Source organism: Streptomyces sp. ADI95-16 (genome assembly GCF_003721495.1).
In the GTDB taxonomy this organism is placed as follows: Bacteria; Actinomycetota; Actinomycetes; order Streptomycetales; family Streptomycetaceae; genus Streptomyces; species Streptomyces goshikiensis.
This window is the reverse complement of sequence record NZ_CP033581.1, coordinates 6,827,166-6,848,318: the sequence shown is the minus strand read 5'-3', so window position 1 is coordinate 6,848,318 and position 21,153 is coordinate 6,827,166. Positions and strand designations below refer to the sequence as shown.

At 73.0% G+C, this 21,153-nt stretch carries 17 protein-coding genes; 11 read left to right on the top strand and 6 right to left on the bottom strand.

What is annotated here, in order from left to right:
- Positions 1-239 precede the first annotated feature (239 nt).
- On the bottom strand, positions 240-1,718 hold the full coding sequence (locus tag EES41_RS30500; protein WP_123081196.1) for an SDR family oxidoreductase: 1,479 nt from the start codon (positions 1,716-1,718) through the stop codon (positions 240-242).
- A 120-nt stretch (positions 1,719-1,838) separates the two neighbouring features.
- On the opposite strand from EES41_RS30500, the gene EES41_RS30495 reads away from it, so the two are divergent.
- From EES41_RS30495 to EES41_RS30485, 3 genes are all read left to right on the top strand, one after another.
- On the top strand, positions 1,839-2,318 hold the full coding sequence (locus EES41_RS30495) for an Lrp/AsnC family transcriptional regulator (RefSeq protein ID WP_037798640.1): 480 nt from the start codon (positions 1,839-1,841) through the stop codon (positions 2,316-2,318).
- 46 nt (positions 2,319-2,364) lie between these two features.
- Complete coding sequence (locus EES41_RS30490) at positions 2,365-3,042, top strand: HAD family phosphatase (RefSeq protein ID WP_123081195.1); 678 nt, start codon at positions 2,365-2,367, stop codon at positions 3,040-3,042.
- Between the two features lie 64 nt (positions 3,043-3,106).
- Positions 3,107-4,252, top strand: a complete 1,146-nt coding sequence (locus tag EES41_RS30485; RefSeq protein ID WP_254211617.1) for an NAD(P)/FAD-dependent oxidoreductase — start codon at positions 3,107-3,109, stop codon at positions 4,250-4,252.
- Here the strand turns inward: EES41_RS30485 and mltG are convergent.
- Together mltG and EES41_RS30475 are read right to left on the bottom strand one after the other, a co-directional pair.
- Positions 4,249-5,109, bottom strand: coding sequence for an endolytic transglycosylase MltG (mltG, locus tag EES41_RS30480; protein WP_123081193.1), 861 nt, complete (start codon positions 5,107-5,109; stop codon positions 4,249-4,251). The two genes, EES41_RS30485 and mltG, sit on opposite strands and share 4 nt — an antisense overlap.
- Positions 5,110-5,172: 63 nt before the next feature.
- A complete protein-coding gene (locus EES41_RS30475) occupies positions 5,173-7,044 on the bottom strand; it encodes an ABC transporter ATP-binding protein (protein WP_123081192.1) in 1,872 nt (623 codons plus the stop codon).
- A 100-nt stretch (positions 7,045-7,144) separates the two neighbouring features.
- Here EES41_RS30475 and EES41_RS30470 point away from each other — a divergent pair, with 100 nt between their 5' ends.
- The 4 genes from EES41_RS30470 to EES41_RS30455 all read left to right on the top strand — a co-directional run bounded on the left by EES41_RS30470 (position 7,145) and on the right by EES41_RS30455 (position 14,347).
- A complete protein-coding gene (locus EES41_RS30470; protein WP_123081191.1) occupies positions 7,145-7,639 on the top strand; it encodes a MarR family winged helix-turn-helix transcriptional regulator in 495 nt (164 codons plus the stop codon).
- A 28-nt stretch (positions 7,640-7,667) separates the two neighbouring features.
- Complete coding sequence (locus EES41_RS30465; RefSeq protein ID WP_123081190.1) at positions 7,668-10,604, top strand: FAD-binding and (Fe-S)-binding domain-containing protein; 2,937 nt, start codon at positions 7,668-7,670, stop codon at positions 10,602-10,604.
- Between the two features lie 144 nt (positions 10,605-10,748).
- Positions 10,749-12,569, top strand: coding sequence for an ABC transporter ATP-binding protein (locus tag EES41_RS30460; RefSeq protein ID WP_123081189.1), 1,821 nt, complete (start codon positions 10,749-10,751; stop codon positions 12,567-12,569).
- Positions 12,566-14,347, top strand: a complete 1,782-nt coding sequence (locus tag EES41_RS30455) for an ABC transporter ATP-binding protein (protein WP_123081188.1) — start codon at positions 12,566-12,568, stop codon at positions 14,345-14,347. The genes EES41_RS30460 and EES41_RS30455 overlap by 4 nt, the downstream gene beginning before the upstream one ends.
- A 70-nt stretch (positions 14,348-14,417) precedes the next feature.
- On the opposite strand, the gene EES41_RS30450 is transcribed toward EES41_RS30455, so the two are convergent.
- Positions 14,418-15,209: a metal-dependent hydrolase gene (locus EES41_RS30450; RefSeq protein WP_123081187.1), complete on the bottom strand. Its 792-nt coding sequence runs from the start codon at positions 15,207-15,209 to the stop codon at positions 14,418-14,420.
- 144 nt (positions 15,210-15,353) lie between these two features.
- Here EES41_RS30450 and EES41_RS30445 point away from each other — a divergent pair, with 144 nt between their 5' ends.
- The 3 genes from EES41_RS30445 (at position 15,354) to EES41_RS30435 (ending at position 19,315) form a co-directional block, all read left to right on the top strand.
- Positions 15,354-17,876: an RNA helicase gene (locus tag EES41_RS30445; protein ID WP_123082789.1), complete on the top strand. Its 2,523-nt coding sequence runs from the start codon at positions 15,354-15,356 to the stop codon at positions 17,874-17,876.
- 61 nt (positions 17,877-17,937) lie between these two features.
- The gene (locus EES41_RS30440) at positions 17,938-18,840 is read left to right on the top strand and encodes an acyl-CoA thioesterase II (RefSeq protein ID WP_123081186.1); all 903 of its coding nucleotides are present in this window, start codon (positions 17,938-17,940) and stop codon (positions 18,838-18,840) included.
- A 73-nt stretch (positions 18,841-18,913) separates the two neighbouring features.
- The gene (locus tag EES41_RS30435) at positions 18,914-19,315 is read left to right on the top strand and encodes a YchJ family protein (RefSeq protein WP_123081185.1); all 402 of its coding nucleotides are present in this window, start codon (positions 18,914-18,916) and stop codon (positions 19,313-19,315) included.
- Here the strand turns inward: EES41_RS30435 and EES41_RS30430 are convergent.
- Together EES41_RS30430 and EES41_RS30425 are read right to left on the bottom strand one after the other, a co-directional pair.
- Positions 19,279-20,100, bottom strand: coding sequence for a DUF6397 family protein (locus EES41_RS30430; protein ID WP_123081184.1), 822 nt, complete (start codon positions 20,098-20,100; stop codon positions 19,279-19,281). The two genes, EES41_RS30435 and EES41_RS30430, sit on opposite strands and share 37 nt — an antisense overlap.
- A gap of 100 nt (positions 20,101-20,200) precedes the next feature.
- Positions 20,201-20,599, bottom strand: coding sequence for a roadblock/LC7 domain-containing protein (locus tag EES41_RS30425; RefSeq protein ID WP_073772704.1), 399 nt, complete (start codon positions 20,597-20,599; stop codon positions 20,201-20,203).
- A 106-nt stretch (positions 20,600-20,705) separates the two neighbouring features.
- On the opposite strand from EES41_RS30425, the gene EES41_RS30420 reads away from it, so the two are divergent.
- Positions 20,706-21,143, top strand: coding sequence for a PPOX class F420-dependent oxidoreductase (locus EES41_RS30420; RefSeq protein WP_123081183.1), 438 nt, complete (start codon positions 20,706-20,708; stop codon positions 21,141-21,143).
- The last annotated feature ends 10 nt before the right edge of the window (positions 21,144-21,153 follow it).

Here is a 21,153-nt window from a genome sequence, read left to right as displayed (position 1 = left end):
TCTGGCTCCGCGTCGGGCTGGGGGGAAGGCTGTCACCGGTTACTTCGCGCGACCCCCTCCCCCCGGATGCGCCCCGGCCGGCCGGAGCCGCGCCGGGTCCGGGGGCGGGGGTGGGTCCGCGGGCGGGGGTGGGCCCGGGGGAGGGTGTCGCGCCCGGCCGAGGGATGACGCCCCGCCAGGGGTGCGACGCCCGGACGGGAAGGCGCGACGCCCGGCCGGGGGCGGGCGTGGGCCCGGGGTCAGTGTTCGGCCGCGCGGGCGATGTTGCGGGCCATGCCGCCGAAGACCACCGAGTGGAAGGGGGACACGCTCCACCAGTACATGTGCCCCAGCAGGCCCCGCGGATGGAACACCGCCCGCTGGCGGTACCGCGCGCGTCCCCCGTCCGTACCCGCCGGCTCCGCCCGCATCTCCAGCCACGCCAGCCCCGGCAGCCGCATCTCCGCCCGCAGCCTCAGCAGCCGCCCCGGTTCGATCTCCTCCACCCGCCAGAAGTCGAGCGAGTCCCCCACCCGCAGCCGCGCCGCGTCCCGCCGGCCGCGCCGGATGCCGACCCCGCCGACGAGCCGGTCGAGCCAGCCCCGTACCGCCCAGGCCAGCGGGAAGGAGTACCAGCCGTTGTCCCCGCCGATGCCCTCGACCACCCGCCACAGCGCCTCGGGGCTCGCGTCGACCTCGATCTCCCGCCGGTCGGTGTACAGGCTGCCGCCCGCCCAGTCGGGGTCCGTCGGCAGCGGATCGCTCGGCGCGCCCGGCAGCGACGCGGAGGACCACCGCGTGGTCACCTTGGCGTCGCGCACCCGCCGCAGCGCCAGGGCGAGGGCCTCGTCGAAGCTGATCGGCGTCCCCGGCGGGTCCGGCACGTACCGGGCGATGTCGTGCTCCCCGCAGACCACCTCGTGCCGCAGGGACTCCGCGAGCGGCCGCGCCAGCGCCCGCGGCACCGGCGTGACCAGGCCGATCCAGTGGCTGGACAGCCTGGGCGTGAGCATCGGGACCCGCAGGATGAGCCGCTTGGGCAGTTCCGCCACGACGGCGTAGCGGCGCATCATCTCCTCGTACGTGACCACGTCCGGGCCGCCTACGTCGAAGGCCCGGTTCACCTCGGGCGGCATCGCGGCGCTGCCGACGAGGTAGCGCAGCACGTCGCGCACCCCGATCGGCTGGCAGCGGGTGCCGACCCAGCTCGGCGTGACCATCACGGGCAGCCGTTCGGTCAGGTAGCGCAGCATCTCGAACGAGGCCGAGCCGGAGCCGATGATGACGGCCGCGCGCAGCACGGTGGCCGGCACCGGTGCGGCGAGCAGGATCTCCCCGACCTCGGCGCGGGAGCGCAGGTGCGGGGACAGCTCCTGGACCGGGATCCCGGCCGGGGTGAGTCCGCCGAGGTAGACGACGCGCCGGACCCCCTGCGCGGCGGCCTGCTCGGCGAAGATCCGGGCGGCGGCGCGGTCGCGTTCCTCGAAGCGGGATCCGGTGCCCAGCGCGTGGACGAGGTAGTACGCGACGTCGATGTCCCGCATGGCCGCGCCCACCGATTCCGCGTCGGTGGCGTCGCCGCGCACGACCTCGGCGCGCCCGGCCCAGGGGTGGTCGCGCAGCTTCTCCGGGGACCGGGCCAGGCACCGGACCTGGTGGCCGGCGTCGAGGAGCTCGGGCACCAGCCGCCCTCCGATGTAGCCGGTGGCCCCGGTGACCAGACAACGCACACCCGTCATGACCGTCTCCGCTCTCGTCCCCGTCGACCCCCGCTCACCAGGGGGTTCGTCCGCGCGGGCGCGGCCGGATGCACCCGCGTCCGGCGTATCGCCCCACTGGGCCATTGGTACAGTCACGGCATGGCGGTGGACGAGCTCGACACCCGGATCCTGCGCCTGCTGATCGAGCAGCCGCGCACCAGTGTCCGCGAGTACGCCCGGATCCTCGGTGTGGCGCGCGGCACCCTCCAGGCCCGGCTGGACCGGCTGGAGCGCACCGGGGTCATCACCGGCACCGGTCCGGTGCTGTCCCCCGCCGCACTCGGGCACCCGGTCCTGGCGTTCGTCCACATCGAGGTCACCCAGGGCCGTCTGGACGAGGTCGGCGACGCGCTGGCCGCCGTCCCCGAGATCGTCGAGGCCTTTTCGATCACCGGCGGCGGGGACCTGCTGACCCGGGTGGTGGCGCGGGACAACGCGCACCTGGAGGACGTGATCCAGCGCCTGATCCAGCTCCCGGGCGTGGTCCGCACCCGTACGGAGGTGGCCCTGCGCGAGCGGGTCGCGCACCGGCTGCTGCCCTTGGTCGAGGCCGTGGGACGAGCCGCCTCAAAACCCTGACAAGATGGTGGGGACACGTACGAAACCGGCAGAACGGGCACAACGGATGCTTTCCGTCATATTCGATCTCGACGGCACCCTCGTGGACAGCGAGCCGAACTACTACGAGTCCGGGCGCCGCACGCTGGAAAAGCACGGAGTCACCGATTTCACCTGGGAGGAGCACTCCCGGTTCATCGGCATCGGCACCCTGGAGACGCTGGAGGTCCTGCGCGAGCGGTACGGGATCGAGGCGCCGGTCGAGCAGCTGCTCGCCGAGCAGAACGCCGCCTACCTGGAGCTGGCGCGCGCCCAGACCGAGACCTTCCCCGAGATGCGGAAGTTCGTGGAGCGGCTGCACTCCGAGGGGGTCCCGATGGCGGTGGCCTCCGGCTCCTCGCGGGAGGCGATCGACGCCGTGCTCGCGGGTACGGGGCTGGACGCGCTGCTGACCACGGTGGTCTCCGCCGAGGAGGTCACGCACGGCAAGCCCGCCCCGGACGTGTTCCTGGAGGCGGCCCGGCGCCTCGGCTCGGACCCCGCCGACTGCGTGGTCGTCGAGGACGCGGCGCCGGGCGCCGCGGCCGCCCGCGCGGCCGGCATGGGCTGCCTGGCCGTCCCGTACGTGCGGACCACCTCGGGCGACCCGGCCTTCACCGGCGCCGGGCTGCTGTTCCGCGGTGGCCAGCGGGAGTTCAGCGCGGAGACGGCCTACGAGTGGGTCAGCGAGCACCCGGCCGCCTGACGCGGACTGACGCCGCCTGACGCGCCGCGGGAAGATCCCGTCGTCGCGCCGGGTTGGTAGAACCGTGAACGAATTTGCGGGGGATGCGGCGGACGGGCACGCGGCCGTGGACGTGGTGGTCATCGGGGCCGGGCAGGCGGGCCTGTCCAGCGCCTACCACCTGGCCCGGGCCGGGATCGGGCACGTGGTCCTGGACCACGCGCCCCGCCCGGGCGGGGCCTGGCAGTACCGCTGGCCCTCGCTCACCTACGGCAGGGTGCACGGGATGCACGCGCTGCCCGGCATGGAACTGACCGGGGCCGACCCGCTGCGGCCCTCGTCGGAGGTGATCGGGGAGTACTTCGCCGCCTATGAGGAGCGCTTCGGCCTGCGCGTACGACGGCCCGTGGACGTCACGGCCGTCCGGGGCGGGGCGGACGGGCGGCTGCTGGTCGAGTCCTCGGCCGGGACCTGGCGGGCGCGGGCCCTGATCAACGCCACCGGGACCTGGGACCGGCCGTTCTGGCCGCGCTACCCCGGCCAGGAGACGTTCCGGGGCCGCCAGCTGCACACCGCGGACTACCCGGGGCCGGCCGAGTTCGCCGGGGCCCGGGTGATCGTCGTGGGCGGCGGCACCTCGGCCGTGCAGCACCTGCTGGAGGTGTCCGAGGTGGCGGCGGAGACCACCTGGGTGACACGGCGGCCCCCGGTGTTCCGCGACGGCGGCTTCGGCGAGGCCGAGGGCCGCGCGGCGGTGGCCCTGGTGAACGAGCGGGTACGACGGGGCCTGCCCCCGCAGAGCGTGGTGAGCGTGACCGGGCTCCCGCTGAACGAGGCCGTCCGCGCCGGACTGGACTCCGGGGTACTGGACCGCCGGCCCGTGTTCGAGCGGATCACGCCGACGGGCGCCGTCTGGGCCGACGGGCGGCGGGTGGAGGCCGATGTGATCCTGTGGGCCACCGGATTCCGGGCGGCCGTCGACCACCTCGCCCCGCTGCGCCTGCGCGAGCCGGGCGGCGGCATCCGGGTGGAGGGGACCCGGGCGGTCCGCGACGAGCGGATCCACCTGGTCGGCTACGGCCCGTCGGCCTCGACCATCGGCGCCAACCGCGCGGGCGGCGCCGCCGTCCGCGAGATCCGCCGCCTCCTCACCCGCGAGACCGGCGGCCCGGCCACCCCCGAAGGCACCGCGCCGCAGCGGTACGCCACCACCGCCGCGCTCCGGCCCTAGCCCGCGCGGGGCCCCGTGTGGGCCCGGCCGGCGGCCGCGCGGTTCCGGTTGAACTCGGCGACGTGCTTCTTGTGCTCCTCGTAGGTCGCCGAGAACCGGGTGTCCCCCGGCTTCACGGTGACGAAGAACAGCCAGTCCCCCGGCGGGGGCGCGACCGCGGCCGCCATCGCGGCCAGGCCCGGGCTGTCGATCGGCGTGGGCGGCAGGCCCTGGCGCTCGTAGGTGTTGAAGGGGTGGTCGATCCGGGTGTCGTCCAGCGTGACGTCCAGCGTGCTGCGGTTCAGCGCGTAGTTGAGGGTGGAGTCCATCTGGAGCGGCATCGACTTGGCCAGCCGGTTGTGCACCACCCGCGCGACCTTGCCCATCTCGGCCCGGGTGTCGGCCTCCGCCTCGATGATGCTGGCGAGGGTGGCCGTCTGGTACGGGGTCATGCCCTGCGTCCTGCCGCCGTTCGCGACGGCCGGCGTGGCCAGCTTCCCGTTCGCCGTCCGCACCATGTACGTGAGCAGCTCGCCCGGGGTGGTCTTCGAGGTCACCGGGTACGTCGCGGGGAAGAGGAAGCCCTCCGGGTTGCCCTTCGCCTCCGCGGGCAGGGGCAGCGCGGCGGTCGCGACCGCCGCCTTCGTGGAGCCCGGCGGGAGCTTCAGTTCGCGGTCGATGGCAGCGTAGACCTGCGGGGCGCGCCAGCCCTCGGGGATCAGCAGGCGGCGCGGCGTCTCGGGCGCTTCCTCAACGGGCAGCAGGGTGACCATGACCGCCGCCGCGACCGCGACGATCGCGGCGAAGAGGAGGGCCAGCCGGCCCCGGCGGGTGAGCCGGGTACGGCGCTGGGATGGCAGCCGGTACTCACGAGGCATGCGGGCACGCTAACCCGCGGGGCCTCTCGATCCGGGCAGCCGACCCACCGACCGGTCATACGGTCACACTTTTACCGGGGTCGGCTCGCCGAACCGGGTGGTCCGTACGGTCTCCGGCGTCAGCACCGTGTCCCGGTCCCTCCGGACCAGCGCCGCGTACCGGCCCTCCGCGGCCAGCAGCTCCTCGTGCGTACCGCGCTCGGCTATGCGCCCCTTGTCCAGGACCACGATCTGGTCGGCGTCGCGGACGGTGGAGAGGCGGTGCGCGATGGTGATCGTGGTGCGGCCCTGGGAGAGGTTGTCGATGGCCCGCTGCACGGCATGCTCCGTACGGGTGTCCAGGGCGCTGGTGGCCTCGTCCAGGATCAGTACCGGCGGGTCGCGCAGGATGGTGCGGGCGATGGCGAGGCGCTGCTTCTCGCCGCCGGAGAACCGGTAGCCGCGCTCGCCGACCAGGGTGTCGTACCCGTCGGGCAGGGATGCGATGTGGTCGTGGATCTGGGCCGCCCGGGCCGCCTCGGTGATCTCCTCGTCGGTGGCGTCGGGCTTGGCGAAGCGCAGGTTGTCGGCGACCGAGGCGTGGAAGAGGTACGTCTCCTGCGAGACCACGCCGATGGAGCGGGCGAGGGAGTCGAAGTCGAGGTCGCGCACGTCCACCCCGTCGAGCGCGACGCGGCCGCCGGTGACGTCGTAGAGCCGGGGCACGAGGTAGCTGAGGGTGCTCTTGCCGGAGCCGGTCGGGCCGACCACGGCGAGCGAGCCGCCGGCCGGGACGGTGATGTCGATGCCCGACAGGGTGGGGCCGCTCTTGGCGTCGTACTCGAAGTGGACGTCCTCCAGGCGGACCTCGCCCTTGGCGCGGTCGAGGCGGACGGCGTCCTCGCGCTCGGTGATGTCCACCGGCAGGTCGAGGTACTCGAAGATGCGGGCGAACAGGGCGAGCGAGGTCTGTATCTGCACGCCGGTCGACAGCAGGCTCACGGCGGGCCGGAACAGGCCCTGCTGGAGGGTGACGAAGGCGACGAGGGTGCCGACGGACAGCGAGGGGGTGCCGGTCTGCAGAGCGAAGCCCGCGGCCCAGTAGATGAGCGCGGGCATGGCGGCCATGACGATGCCGATCGTGGACATCCGCCAGCGCCCGGCCATGCTGGAGCGCACTTCGAGGTCGACGAGCTTCTCGGACTCCTCGGCGAAGGAGGAGGTCAGCGAGTCGGCGCGGCCCATGGTGCGGCCGAGCAGGATGCCGCTGACCGACAGGGACTCGGTGACGGTGGCGGCCATCGCGGCCATCTGCTTCTGCCGCTGGAAGGTGATCTTCTTGCGCTCGCGGCCGACCCGCCGGCTGATCCACACGAAGACGGGGAGCAGCAGCAGGGAGACGACGGTGAGGCGCCAGTCGAGCGCGAGCATCGCGACGACGGAGGCGATGACCGCCGTGAGGTTCGAGACGAGCGAGGTCGCCGTGGAGGTGACGGTGGCCTGCATGCCGCCGATGTCGTTGGCTATCCGGGACTGCACCTCGCCGGTGCGCGTACGGGTGAAGAAGGCCAGGGGCATCCGCTGGAGCTGGGCGTAGACGCCGGTGCGCAGGTCGTGCATGACGCGCTGGCCGACCGTGGTGGAGATCAGGGTCTGGAGCACGCCGAACACGCTGGTGACGACCGCGGTCAGGATCATGCCGAGCGCGAGCAGGCTGAGCAGCCCCGTACGGCCCTGCGGGATCGCGACGTCGAGTATCTCCCTCAGCAGGAACGGCGAGGCGACGCCGACCAGCGAGGAGGCGCAGACCAGCGCGCCGACGACGGCGAGCCTGCCGCGGTAGGGCCTGAAGAGCCCGACGATGCGGCGCAGTTCACGCGGTTGTTCCGCCGGGGCCGGGCGGGTGGGGTCGAGGGGATCTTTCGATGGTGTCCACTTCGGTTCTTCGGGGCGCATGGGCCTCCTTCTGACGAGACTCACATGAGCATAGCTCATTGTTACCTATGCTCACAATGAATCAGGTCCTGATACCATTCCCCATTATGAGGACAGCAGCGTGAACACCGCCTCCGCGAGCGGCCGCGCGGACAGCGCGGGTACCGGCGGCGCCGACAGCAGCAACGGCATACTCGCCGAGCAGCTGCTGCGGCTGACCCGGCGGCTCCACCGCATCCAGAAGCGCCATCTGGAGCCCCTCGGGATCACCCCGGCCCAGTCCCGGCTGCTCCGCCTGGTCTCGCACTACGACGGCGGAGAGGCGCCCCGGATGGCGGACCTCGCGACCCGCCTGGAGGTCGTCCCGCGCGCCGTGACCACCCTCGTGGACGGTCTGGAGGCGGCCGACTGCGTCCGCCGCGCGCCCGACCCCGCGAACCGCCGCGTCATCCGGATCGAGCTCACCGACACCGGCCGCGCCACGCTGCGGCGGCTGCGCAACGCGCGAACCGACGCGGCAGAGGAGATCCTGGCTCCATTGACCGCCGAACAGCGCGAGGTCCTCGGCGGCCTGCTCAACGCTCTGGCGGACGCCCCGGCGGAGCGCCGCTGCTGAGTCCACCCGCCTGGCCGAAGGGGCACCGATGCCGCTGCTGGAACCGGAGCCGGGAGCCCTGCGCCCGCGCGGCATCGGAGCCCCCGCCCCCGACCGGGTGCCCGAGCGGCTGGCCTCCGGCACCCCCCGGGTGCTGCGCGAGGAGCTGACGGCGCTGCTGGGCGCCGAGAAGGTGCTGTGGAAGGTCTCCGACCTGGTCCGCTACGCCTCCGACGCCTCCCCGTACCGGTTCGTCCCCCAGGTCGTGGTGATCGCCGAGGACATCGACGATGTCTCCGCGGTCCTCTCGTACGCCCACGGCCGCGGGCGCGAGGTCGTCTTCCGGGCCGCCGGAACCTCACTCAACGGCCAGGCCCAGGGAGAGGACATCCTGGTCGACGTCCGCCGCCACTGGGCCGGCGTCGAGGTGCTGGAGGAGGGCCGCCGCGCCCGGATCCGGCCCGGCACCACCGTCCTGCGGGCCAACGCCGCCCTCGCCCGGCACGGCCGGATCCTCGGCCCCGACCCGGCCAGCGCCATCGCCTGCACCCTCGGCGGGGTCATCGCGAACAACGCCTCCGGCATGACCGCCGGGACCACGAGGAACGCGTACCGCACGCTCTCCTCGCTCACCCTGGTCCTGCCGGGCGGCACCGTCGTGGACACCGCCGACCCGCTGGCCGACGAGGAACTCGCGCGCGCCGAACCGGCCCTGTGCCACGGGCTGATGGACATCAAGCGGGAGATCGAGGCGGATCCGGGGCTGGTCTCCCGGATCCGCGCCAAGTACGAGATCAAGAACACCACCGGCTACCGGCTCGACGCCTATCTGGACGGCACCACCCCCGTCGAGATCCTGCGCGGGCTGATGGTCGGCTCGGAGGGCACCCTCGGCTTCATCGCCGAGGCCGTCTTCGACACGCTGCCGCTGGACCGCGAGGTCGTCAGCGCCCTGCTGTTCTTCCCGTCCCTGCCCGCCGCCGCGGCCGCCGTACCGCTGTTCAACGAGGTCGGGGCCCTCGCCGTCGAGGTGATGGACGGCAACACGCTGCGCGCCTCCGTCAGCGTCGAGGGCGTGCCCGCCGACTGGGCGGAGCTGCCGGGGGACACCACGGCGCTGCTCGTGGAGTTCCGCGCTCCGGACGAGGCGGGCCGAGCGGAGTACGAGCGCCGGGCGGCCGGGGTGCTGGCCGGGCTGGAACTGGTGGCGCCGGTGGCCTCGGTGACCAACGCCTTCACCCGCGATCCGCAGACGGTCTCGGGCTACTGGAAGGCCCGCAAGGCCTTCGTCACCGCCGTCGGCGGCGCCCGCGCCCCCGGCACCACCCTGATCACCGAGGACTTCGCGGTACCGCCCTCCCGGCTGGCCGAGGCCTGCGAGGCGCTCCTCGCGCTCCAGGCGGAGCACGGCTTCGACGCGGCGGTCGCCGGTCACGCGGCCCACGGCAACCTGCACTTCCTGCTCGCCTTCGACGCGGCCAGGCCCGCCGACGTGGAGCGGTACGCGGCCTTCATGGAGGCGTTCTGCCGGCTCACGGTGGAGCGGTTCGACGGCTCTCTGAAGGCCGAGCACTCCACCGGCCGCAACATGGCCCCGTTCCTGGAGCTGGAGTGGGGCCCGAAGGCCACCGAACTGATGTGGCGCACCAAACGGGTCGTCGACCCGGACGGGCTGCTGGCCCCGCGGATCCTCCTCGACCGGGACCCGCGCGGGCACCTGCGCGGGCTCAAGACGATCCCCCGGGTGGAGGCCGTCGCCGACCCGTGCATCGAGTGCGGCTTCTGCGAACCGACCTGCCCCAGCAAGGACCTGACGACCACCCCCCGGCAACGGATCCTGCTGCGCCGCGAGATGATGCGCCAGCAGCCGGGCTCCCCCGTCCTGGACCGGCTGCTGGCGGACTACGGCCACGACGCCGTGGACACCTGCGCGGGCGACTCCACCTGCAAGCTCGCCTGCCCGGTCGGGATCGACACGGGCGCGCTGATGAAGGACTTCCGCCACCGCCGCCACGGCCCGCGCGAGGAGCGGGCCGCGGCGCTGGCCGCCCGCCGGTTCCGCAGCGTCGAGGCCGCCGCGCGGCTGGCGGTGGCCGCCGCCGGCACGATCGGCGACCGGCTCGGGGACCGGGTGCCGGCGGCGGTCACCGGGGCCGCGCGCAAGACCGTACGGCCCGACCTGGTGCCGCAGTGGCTGCCGCGGCTGCCCGGAGCCGCGGCCCGGCGGCCGCCCGTGACCCGGCGGGTGGGCGCGGCCGCCGTGTACTACCCGTCCTGCGTCAACCGGATCTTCGGCGGCCCGGCCGGCGCTCCCGGGCCCTCGCTCCAGGAGGCGGTGGTCGCGCTGTCGGAGCGTGCCGGGAAGCCGGTGTGGATCCCCCGCGACGTGCCCGGCACCTGCTGCGCGACGATCTGGCACTCCAAGGGGTACGAGGCCGGCGCCCGGCTGATGGCGAACCTGGTCGTGACCTCCGCCTGGGGCTGGACGGCGGGCGGGCGGCTGCCCCTGGTGGTCGACGCGTCCTCCTGCACCCTGGGCCTGGCCCGCGAGGTGGTCCCGTACCTGACCGACGACAACCGGGAGCTGCACGCCGAGCTCACCGTCGTCGACTCGGTCGTGTGGGCGGCGCGGGAGCTGCTCCCGCATCTGGAGGTGCGGCGCACCGTCGGTGCCGCGGTGCTCCACCCCACCTGCTCCATGCGGCACCTGGGCGACGAGGCGGAGCTGTGGGCGGTGGCGGCGGCCTGCGCCGAGGAGGTGGTGGTACCGCAGGACGCGGGCTGCTGCGCCTTCGCGGGCGACCGGGGCATGCTGCACCCGGAGCTGACGGCCTCGGCGACGGCGCACGAGGCAGCGGAGGTGACGGCGCGGCACTTCGACGCGCACCTGTCGGCGAACCGGATGTGCGAGGTGGGCATGGATCTGGCCACCGGACGGACCTACCATTCGGCGCTGCTGGAACTGGAGCGGGCCACGCGCCCCTGACCGGGCGCCCCTTGCGCCCCTCGGCCCGCGCGGCCGCACACCCGGTCGTGTCATGCCGTGGCCAACGCAAAATCGATTGCCCCGCTCCGGTGCGTAAGGCGAACCTTGCACGGTTTGAACCACTCACCGAGGTCATGGGGCGTCATGCAGATCAGCGATCTTCCGTATCCGGACCCGGGGGTACCCGACGCTCGCTCCGGTCCGCGCTTCCTGGTGTGGCTGGGGCGGGGGCAGCTCGGCGGTCAGCTGAAGAGCCTGTGCTGGGGAATGGTGCACTTCGGCGGCGTCGCCGGACTCCCCTACGCGGTGGGCCTGGGCGTCGAGGCCGTGGTGGAGCACGACGGGGCCCGGCTGCTGTGGGTCGGCGCGCTGCTGCTGCTCCTCGGCGTCGCCATCTCGCTCGGCGACAGCATGCTCCACCGCACCGCCGTCACCAACTGGATCACCGCCGCCGCCCGCGTACAGCAACTGCTCGCCCGCAAGACCGCCGAACTGGGCTCCGCCCTGACCCGTCGGGTCGCGGCCGGGGAAGTGGTGGCCGTTTCCACCGGCGACGTGGAGAAGATCGGCTGGTTCGTCGAGGCGGTCTCGCGCTTCCTGGCCGCCGCCTTCTCCGTCGTCCTCGTCTGCGTCGGTCTGCTCTTCTACGCGCCCGCGATCGGCGTGGTCGTGGCGATCGGCATCCCGGTGGTCGCCCTGGCGGTGCTGCCGCTGCTGCCGCGCGCCACCCAGCGCGCCGACGTCCAGCGCGAGAAGGCGGGCCGGGCCACCGAGCTGGCCTCCGACACCGTGGCGGGCCTGCGGGTACTGCGCGGCATCGGTGGCGAGGAGCTGTTCCTCGGCCGCTACCGCGAGGCCTCCCAGGAGGTCCGCGAGGCTGCCGTGCGCAGCGCCCGGATGTGGGCGGTGATCTCCGCGATCCAGGTGGTGCTCCCGGGAGCCCTGCTGATCACGGTGGTCTGGTACGGCTCGGCGCTCGTACTGGACGGACGGCTGACGGTCGGGCAACTCGTCGCCGCCTTCAGCGCGGTGGCCACGATGCTCTACCCGCTCCAGCACTTCCAGGAGATCGCGATGGCCTATTCCTTCTCGCGGCCCTCCGCCAAGCGGGCGGCCCGGGTGCTGTCCCTGACGCGCGCCGCCGGGAAGGCGGCCGAGCCGGAGGGCGGGCACGGCGCCGCCGTGGCCGCGCCCGCTCCGGGCGGGGACCTGTGCGACCCCCGGACGGGGCTGCTGGCTCCGGCGGGACGGTTCACGGCCGTCGTGTGCGGAGACCCCGATCTGGCGGGGCGGCTCGCGGACCGGCTCGGCGGACACCCCATGGACCCGGACGGCGGTGCCTCGGCGCTGCTGGGCGGGGTCGAGCTGGACGCCCTGGCGCTGGACACGGCGCGCGGGCTGGTCCTCGTACAGGACAAGGATCCGGTCCTGCTGTCCGGGACCCTGCGCGAGCTGCTCGGCGTACCGGCGTCCGGGGCGGTCGAGGCCGGGGCCGCGCTGGCGGCGGCGCAGTGCGCGGACGTACTGGACGCGCTGCTGCAGTCGGCGCCGGACGGGGTGAGCGACCCGATGGACGTGCGGATCACCGAGCGCGGCCGGTCGCTGTCCGGCGGCCAGCGCCAGCGGCTCGCGCTGGCGCGGTCGCTGGTCACCGACCCGGAGGTGCTGGTGCTGGACGAGCCGACCTCGGCGGTCGACTCGCACACCGAGGCGAGGATCGCGGACGGGATCGCGGCCCTGCGCGCGGGGCGCACCACGGTGGTCCTGGCGTCCTCGCCGCTGCTGCTGGACCGGGCGGACCAGGTCGTCCTGATCCACGAGGGCGCGGTCGCGGCGGTCGGCACGCACCGTGAACTGCTGCGCGACGACCGGCGCTACCGGGCGGTCGTCACCCGCGAGACCGAAGAGGAACAGCGGCTCTCGCGACTCGGACACGTACTCACAGAGATCGAGGAATCCGCATGATCGGCGTGGCGCCACCGGAGCACGATCCGGCGGCCCCCGCATCGGCCGCGACCCTGCCCGTGGGCTCGGGAGCGACCGTACGGGGATATGTGCGCGAGCTGTCGCGCCGGCACCGGCGGGCCTTCGTGCTGCTGGTGACGGTGAACGCGGTCGCGGTGATCGCCTCCATGGTCGGCCCGTACCTGCTGGGCGGGGTCGTGGACGAGCTCTCGGCGGGGGCGCGCGAGCTCCATCTGGGGCGGGTGGCGCTGCTGTTCGCGCTGGCGCTGGCGGTGCAGACGTTCTTCGTCCGGCTGGTCCGGCTGCGCGGGGCGATGCTCGGCGAGGAGATGCTGGCCGACCTGCGCGAGGACTTCCTGGTGCGGTCGGTTGGCCTGCCGCCGGGTGTGCTGGAGCGGGCGGGCACCGGCGACCTGCTGTCGCGGATCACCACCGACATCGACCGGCTCGCCAACGCCATGCGGGAGGCGGTCCCGCAGCTCGCCATCGGCGTGGTGTGGGCCGGGCTGCTCTACGGGGCGCTCGCGGTGACCGCGCCCCAGCTGGCGCTGGCCGCGCTGCTGGCACTGCCGGTGCTGGTGATCGGCTGCCGCTGGTACTTCAAGCGGGCGCCGTCGGCGTACCGCTCGGAGGCGGCCGGGTACGCGGCGGTCGCGGCGGCGCTCACCGAGACGGTGGACGCGGGCCGCACGGTCGAGGCGCACCGGCTGGGGCCGGGCCGGATCGCGCTGTCGGAGCGGCGGATCAAGTCCTGGACGGAGTGGGAGCGGTACACGCTGTTCCTGCGGATGGTCCTCTTCCCGGTCATCAACGTCACGTACGTGACGATCCTCGGCGCCGTGCTGATGATCGGCGGGTACTGCGTGCTGCGGGGCTGGATGTCGGTGGGGCAGCTGACCACGGGCGCGCTGCTGGCGCAGATGATGGTCGATCCGATCGGGCTGATCCTGCGCTGGTACGACGAGCTGCAGATCGCCCAGGTGTCGCTGGCCCGGCTGGTGGGCGTCCGGGAGATCGAGCCGGACGCGGGCGACGCGTCCGTCTCCCCCGACGGCCGGGCCGTGCGGGCCGATGAGGTGCGGTTCGGGTACCGGGAGGGCGTGGACGTCCTGCACCAGGTGTCGATGTCGGTGCCGCCGGGGACCCGGATGGCTCTGGTGGGCCCCTCCGGCGCGGGCAAGTCCACGCTGGGCCGGCTGCTGGCGGGCATCTACGCGCCCCGGACCGGCGAGGTCACCCTCGGCGGTGCCCGGCTGGCGCACATGCCGGCGGAGCGGGTGCGCGAGCACGTGGCGCTGGTCAACCAGGAGCACCACGTGTTCGTGGGCTCGCTGCGGGACAACCTCCGGCTGGCCCGTACGGGCGCGGAGGACGCCGAGCTGTGGGCGGCACTGGGCGCGGTCGACGCGGACGGCTGGGCCCGCTCCCTGGAGTCCGGCCTGGACACCGAGGTCGGCTCCGGCGGCAGCGCGCTGACTCCGGCGCAGGCCCAGCAGATCGCCCTGGCCCGGCTGGTGCTGGCGGACCCGCACACGCTGGTCCTGGACGAGGCCACCTCGCTGCTGGACCCCCGGGCTGCCCGGCACCTGGAGCGCTCGCTGGCCCGGGTGCTGGACGGCCGCACCGTCATCGCGATCGCCCACCGGCTGCACACCGCGCACGACGCGGACGTGATCGCGGTGGTCGAGGACGGCCGCATCAGCGAACTCGGCTCCCACGACGACCTGGTCGCGGCGGACGGCGCCTACGCGGCCCTGTGGCGCTCCTGGCACGGCTGACCGGTACCCCGGCCCGGCGACCGCCGGGCGGGGGCGCGCCGCGAGCCCGGCATGATCCGAAAGACAGGCCCTAGAAGAAGCCGAGGGCGGAGGCGCCGCCGGCGCCGCCGAGGATCATGAAGACCGGCATGAGGACCTTGAGCTCCACCCAGCTGCCGGCCCGGAAGCGCATCGCCTTCGGCGGGCCGATCGGGTACCAGCGCTTGCCGGCGATGGGGAGGGGCCACAGGATCGGGCAGCCGGAGACGGTGAGGGCGTCGCCGATGTCGTGGACGAGGGCGCCCAGCAGGATCGGCAGGCCGAGCCAGAGGTACTCCTGGCCGGGGGCGGTGAACAGCCAGTCCGCACCGTTGCCGGGCTGGTCGAGCACGCCGGCCAGGGTCCAGGCGCTGGTCGCGCCGAGCAGCCAGACCAGGATGTCGCTGGACATCCGGGCGGCCCGCCACAGCAGGCCTTCGACGGCCAGCACCAGGTGGACGAAGAGCAGCGCGAGCACGCCCCAGCGCCCGGCGGTGACGGCGAGCGCGGAGGCGCCGCCCCCTATCAGGACCGCCCAGAGCCAGGTGTGCGTCAGCGTGCGGTGTCCGCCGGTGCGGCGGGCGTCGCGCGGGGCCCGGGTGGCCTTGTAGACGGCGTACGAGATCTTGTCGACCACCTCGCACAGGCCCCGTGAGAGCGGACCGAAGGCGCGCGAGATCGTCGCCGACTTGTGGTCGAGGTCGGGGGCGAGGGCGGCGCCGGCGCAGATGAGCGCGCCGACGACGAGGACCGGCCACGGCATCGGGTGTCCGGCGGCCGACATGGCCGCGCCCACCCCCAGCCAGGCCGCTGCACCGGACAGTGAGTGCGCCGGACCCATCATGCTTCGTTCCCGCCCCAGTCCTGTGTGTTCGGGCCCCAGCGACGGTTTCGTTCGGGCCCGCTCGACGGCACAGCGTACCCTCGGTGATCTTCGTTCCGTCCGCCGGTTCCCTCATCCGGGGGGAAGCCAGGCAAGATGGGGGGTGTGACCCTCATTGATCAGCTCCCGCCGAACGCCGACCCCGACGCCCTCTTCGAGGCTTTCTCCTCGTGGGCGGAGGACCAGGGCATCACCCTGTACCCGGCGCAGGAGGAGGCACTGATCGAGGTCGTCTCCGGGGCCAACGTGATCCTCTCCACCCCGACCGGCTCCGGGAAGAGCCTGGTCGCGGCGGGTGCGCACTTCACCGCCCTGGCCCAGGACAAGGTCACCTTCTACACCGCCCCGATCAAGGCGCTGGTGTCGGAGAAGTTCTTCGACCTGTGCAAGCTCTTCGGCACCGAGAACGTCGGCATGCTCACCGGCGACGCCTCCGTGAACGCGGACGCCCCGGTGATCTGCTGCACGGCCGAGGTGCTGGCCTCCATCGCCCTGCGTGACGGCAAGTACGCCGACATCGGCCAGGTCGTGATGGACGAGTTCCACTTCTATGCCGAGCCGGACCGTGGCTGGGCCTGGCAGATCCCGCTGCTGGAGCTGCCACAGGCGCAGTTCATCCTGATGTCGGCGACCCTCGGCGACATGAAGCGGTTCGAGGAGGACCTGACCCGGCGCACCAGCCGGCCGACCTCCGTGGTCCGCTCCGCGTCGCGGCCCGTCCCGCTGTCGTACGAGTACGTCACCACCCCGATCACGGACACCATCACCGAGCTGCTGGAGACCCGGCAGTCCCCGGTGTACATCGTGCACTTCACGCAGGCCCAGGCGGTCGAGCGGGCGCAGTCGCTGATGAGCATCAACATGTGCACCCGTGAGGAGAAGGACAAGATCGCCGAGCTGATCGGCAACTTCCGCTTCACCACCAAGTTCGGCCAGAACCTCTCCCGCTATGTGCGGCACGGGATCGGCGTGCACCACGCGGGCATGCTGCCCAAGTACCGCCGCCTGGTGGAGAAGCTCGCGCAGGCCGGTCTGCTGAAGGTGATCTGCGGCACCGACACCCTGGGCGTCGGCGTCAACGTCCCGATCCGCACGGTGCTGTTCACCGCGCTCACCAAGTACGACGGCAACCGGGTCCGCACGCTGCGCGCCCGCGAGTTCCACCAGATCGCCGGCCGGGCCGGCCGGGCCGGCTTCGACACGGCGGGCTTCGTGGTCGCCCAGGCGCCCGAGCACGTCATCGAAAACGAGAAGGCTCTGGCGAAGGCGGGCGACGACCCGAAGAAGCGCCGCAAGGTGGTCCGCAAGAAGGCCCCCGAGGGCTTCGTCGCATGGTCCGACACCACCTTCGAGAAGCTGATCGCCGCCGACCCGGAGCCGCTGACCTCTCGGTTCAAGGTCACCAACATCATGCTGCTGTCGGTCATCGCCCGCCCGGGCGACGCCTTCAAGGCGATGCGCCACCTCCTGGAGGACAACCACGAGCCGCGCAAGGCCCAGCTGCGGCACATCCGCCGGGCCATCGCGATCTACCGTTCGCTGCTGGACGGCGGTGTGGTCGAGAAGCTCGACACCCCGGACGCGGAGGGCCGCACCATCCGGCTCACCGTCGACCTCCAGCAGGACTTCGCGCTGAACCAGCCGCTGTCCACCTTCGCGCTGGCCTCCTTCGACCTGCTGGACCCGGAGTCCCCCTCCTACGCGCTGGACATGGTCTCCGTCGTCGAGTCCACGCTGGACGACCCGCGCCAGATCCTGGCCGCCCAGCAGAACAAGGAACGCGGCATCGCCGTGGGCGCCATGAAGGCCGACGGGATCGAGTACGAGGAGCGGATGGAGCGGCTCCAGGACGTCACCTATCCCAAGCCGCTCGAAGAGCTCCTCCTGCACGCCTACGACGTGTACAGCAAGAGCCACCCGTGGGTCCGCGACCACCCCGTCTCCCCGAAGTCGATCATCCGCGACATGTACGAGCGCGCGATGACCTTCACCGAGTTCACCTCCTTCTACGAGCTGGCCCGCACCGAGGGCATCGTGCTGCGGTACCTGGCGGGCGCGTACAAGGCGCTGGACCACACCATCCCCGACGACCTCAAGTCGGAGGACCTCCAGGACCTCATCGCCTGGCTGGGCGAGCTGGTCCGCCAGGTCGACTCCAGCCTGCTGGACGAGTGGGAGCAGCTGGCGAACCCGGAGGTGGAGACGGCGGAGCAGGCCCAGGAGAAGGCCGACCAGGTCAAGCCGGTCACCGCGAACTCCCGCGCCTTCCGCGTCCTGGTCCGCAACGCGATGTTCCGCCGCGTGGAGCTGGCGGCCCTGGACCACGTGAACGTGCTGGGCGAGCTGGACGGCGAGTCGGGCTGGGACGCCGACGCCTGGGGCGAGGCCATGGACGGCTACTGGGACGAGTACGACGACCTGGGCACCGGCCCGGACGCGCGCGGCCCGAAGCTGCTGATGATCGAGGAGGACGCGGAGCACGGCCTGTGGCGCGTCCGCCAGACCTTCGCCGACCCCAACGGAGACCATGGCTGGGGCATCAGCGCCGAGGTCGACCTGGCGGCCTCCGACGAGGAGGGCCGGGCCATCATCCGCGTCACCTCGGTCGGCGAACTCGGCGCGCTCTGACCTTTCCCCGCGCGCGACCGGACCCGCCGGACCCGCCGGACCCGACAGTGGAGAACCTCTGATGACGAATCCCGCCGAGAGGCTCGTCGATCTGCTCGACCTGGAGCAGATCGAGGTCAACATCTTCCGCGGCGCCAGCCCGCAGGAGTCCCTCCAGCGCGTCTTCGGCGGGCAGGTCGCCGGCCAGGCGCTGGTGGCCGCGGGCCGCACCACCGAGAGCGACCGCCCGGTCCATTCGCTGCACGCGTACTTCCTGCGCCCCGGCATTCCGGGGGTGCCGATCGTGTACCAGGTGGAGCGGGTGCGCGACGGGCGTTCCTTCACCACGCGCCGGGTCACCGCGGTCCAGCAGGGCAAGACCATCTTCAATCTGACCGCCTCCTTCCATCACCCGGAGGAGGGCAGCATCGAGCACCAGCTGCCTCCTCGCCTTGACTTCCCTCACCCGGACACGCTCCCGAAGGTCGCGGACGAGATCCGCGAGCACTTGGGCGCGCTGCCCGAGGCGCTGGAGCGGATGGCCCGCCGCCAGCCCTTCGACATCCGGTACACGGACCGGCTCCGCTGGACTCCCGAGGAGCTCAAGGACGCCGATCCGCGCAGCGCGGTGTGGATGCGCGCGGTCGGCCCGCTGGGGGACGACCCGCTCGTGCACACCTGCGCCCTCACCTACGCCAGTGACATGACCCTCCTCGACGCCGTGCGCATTCCCGTGGAGCCCCTGTGGGGGATGCGCGGTTTCGACATGGCCTCGCTCGACCACGCCATGTGGTTCCACCGGCCGTTCCGGGCGGACGAGTGGTTCCTGTACGACCAGGAGTCACCCATCGCGCACGGCGGCCGGGGCCTGGCCCGCGGCCGGATCTACGACCTGGAGGGCAGGCTGCTGGTGTCCGTGGTGCAGGAAGGGCTCTTCCGCCCGTACGGCGCCAAGGCGGCCCAGCCTCCCGTCTCCCCCCAGTAGCCCAGCCTGCCCCGATCCGCCCCGGTCCGGCCCGCCCATGACCCGCCCCGAACTCCGAAGAGCTGAGCGCACCATGCCCACCCCGGTCCTCCCCTGTCCCTGCGGGCTGCCCGCCGCCTACCCGGAGTGCTGCGGCCGCTTCCACTCCGGTACCGGGCAGGCGCCCACCGCCGAACTGCTGATGCGCTCCCGCTTCAGCGCGTTCGCCGTCGGGGACACCGCCTATCTGCTGCGGTCCTGGCACTCCAGTACCCGCCCGGACCGCCTCGAACTGGATCCCGCGCAGCGCTGGGAGCGGCTGGAGATCCTCGCCACCGAGCGCGGCGGGATGTTCGAGACGGAGGGCTCGGTGGAGTTCCGGGCGCACTACCGCGAGGGCGGGCACAGGGGTTCGCTGCGCGAGCACAGCGCCTTCTCCCGCGAGGGCGGGGCCTGGGTCTACGTCGGCCCCCTCTCCCCCGTCGACTTCGACTGATCCCGGGCGCCGGTCAGGGCGAACTCCAGGCTGGTGCGGTACCAGTGGACCTCCTCCGGCGCATCCGCCCGCAGCAGCCTGAGCGCCACGGCGGCGGCGGCCGGGATCTGCGGATGCCCGTAGGGCGGGGGCGGGGCGAGGGCCGCGAGGACGATCCGCTCCGCCGGATCGGGCACGGCCTCCCGCACCTCGGCCTCGGGCAGTACGGAGGCCAGGACGGCCGCCCGTTCCCAGGGGTCGGCGGTCCGTCTCAGCAGCAGCCCCACATGCCGCTCCCGCCACATGCGGGGGCGCAGGTCCGCCTTGGCCGCCATCAGCTCCCGGTCCTCCGGCGGCGCGATCCCGCGCAGCAGCGCGGGCTCCCTGGCGGCGAACTCCCCGAGCTCCGCCGCCAGGTAGAGCCAGACCACGGCCCGGTAGCGGTTGACCCGATACCCGACCGGGGTCACCCGCCCGCAGCGGGCGAGCCGGGTGAAGCGGCTCGGGCTGATGGCCAGGGCCTCCGCCGCGGCGTCCGCGCCGGCCACGGTCTCGACCCGCCTGCGCAGCGCCTCCGGGAAGCCGTCGGCCGCCCTGACCCGGTCCAGTTCGGCCCGTGCGAAGCGCGCCGCCCCGCTGGGGGCCCGGGGTCCGGCGCGCACCATGCCGAGTTGTACGGCCCGGGCGAGTTCGGCCCGGCGCAGGCCGAGTTCACCGGCTGCCCGGGCACCGCCGACCCATACCGGCGGTGCTTCCCCTCCTACATCCGTCTTCCGTGCGTCGAGCTTTCGTACGTCGGCCCTCATCACAGTCCTCCCCCGCGAGTGACGATCACTCTCTGCGAAGACCGTAACTCAGAGTGACGACAGCGTGCGAGGCCTGTGGATAACTCCGGAACGGGGGAGGTCAGCCCCCGGTGATCCGGCGCTCGGTGACGCCCAGGTGTTCCCCCACCCGGTTGACCAACAGGGTCATCTCGTACCCGATCTGGCCGATGTCGGCCTCGGCGGCGCTCAGTACGCACAGACAGCTGCCCGCGCCCGCCGCCAGGACGAACAGCACGCCCTCGTCGAACTCGACCATGGTCTGCCGCACCTCACCGGCCCGGAAATGCCGCCCCGAGCCCTTCGCCAGGCTCTGCAACCCGGCGGCGACGGCCGCGAGGTGCTCCGCGTCCTCCCGCTCCAGCCCGGCGCTCGCGCCCGTCACCAGGCCGTCGTTGGACAGCACCACCGCGTGCCGGACCTGCTGCACCCTGCGCGTCAGATCGTCCAGCAGCCAGTCAAGCTGCTTGTCCAGTGCCATTTTGAGCCCCTCCCCGTTGACCCGGCCCCCGTGGCCGCGCCCCGCCCCGCGTAGTCGTGCGGCCAGCCTTGCCCACCAGGCGGTTTCCGGCAAGGAGGATGTCCCCATGGCGAAGAAGATGACTCAAGAGGAATGGCGCGCGTTCGTGTCGCACGCCACCCGCACCGGAAAGCTCTCCACCGTCCGCGCGGACGGAAGCCCGCACATCGCACCCATCTGGTTCGTCCTGGACGGCGATTCATTCGTGTTCAACACCGGCAAGGACACCGTCAAGGGCCGCAATCTCACCCGTGACGGCCGGGTCGCCCTGTGCGTGGACGACGACCGGCCGCCCTTTTCCTACGTGGTCCTCCAGGGCCGCGCCGAGATCAGCGAATACGCCGACGACGCCGACGAGATGGTCCGCTGGGCCACCCGGATCGCCGCCCGCTACATGGGCGAGGAGCGCGCCGAGGACTTCGGCCGCCGCAACGGCGTGCCCGGCGAACTCCTCGTCCGCGTCCCGGTCGACACGGTGATCGCCGTGGCGGGTGTGTCCGACTGACCGGCCCCCC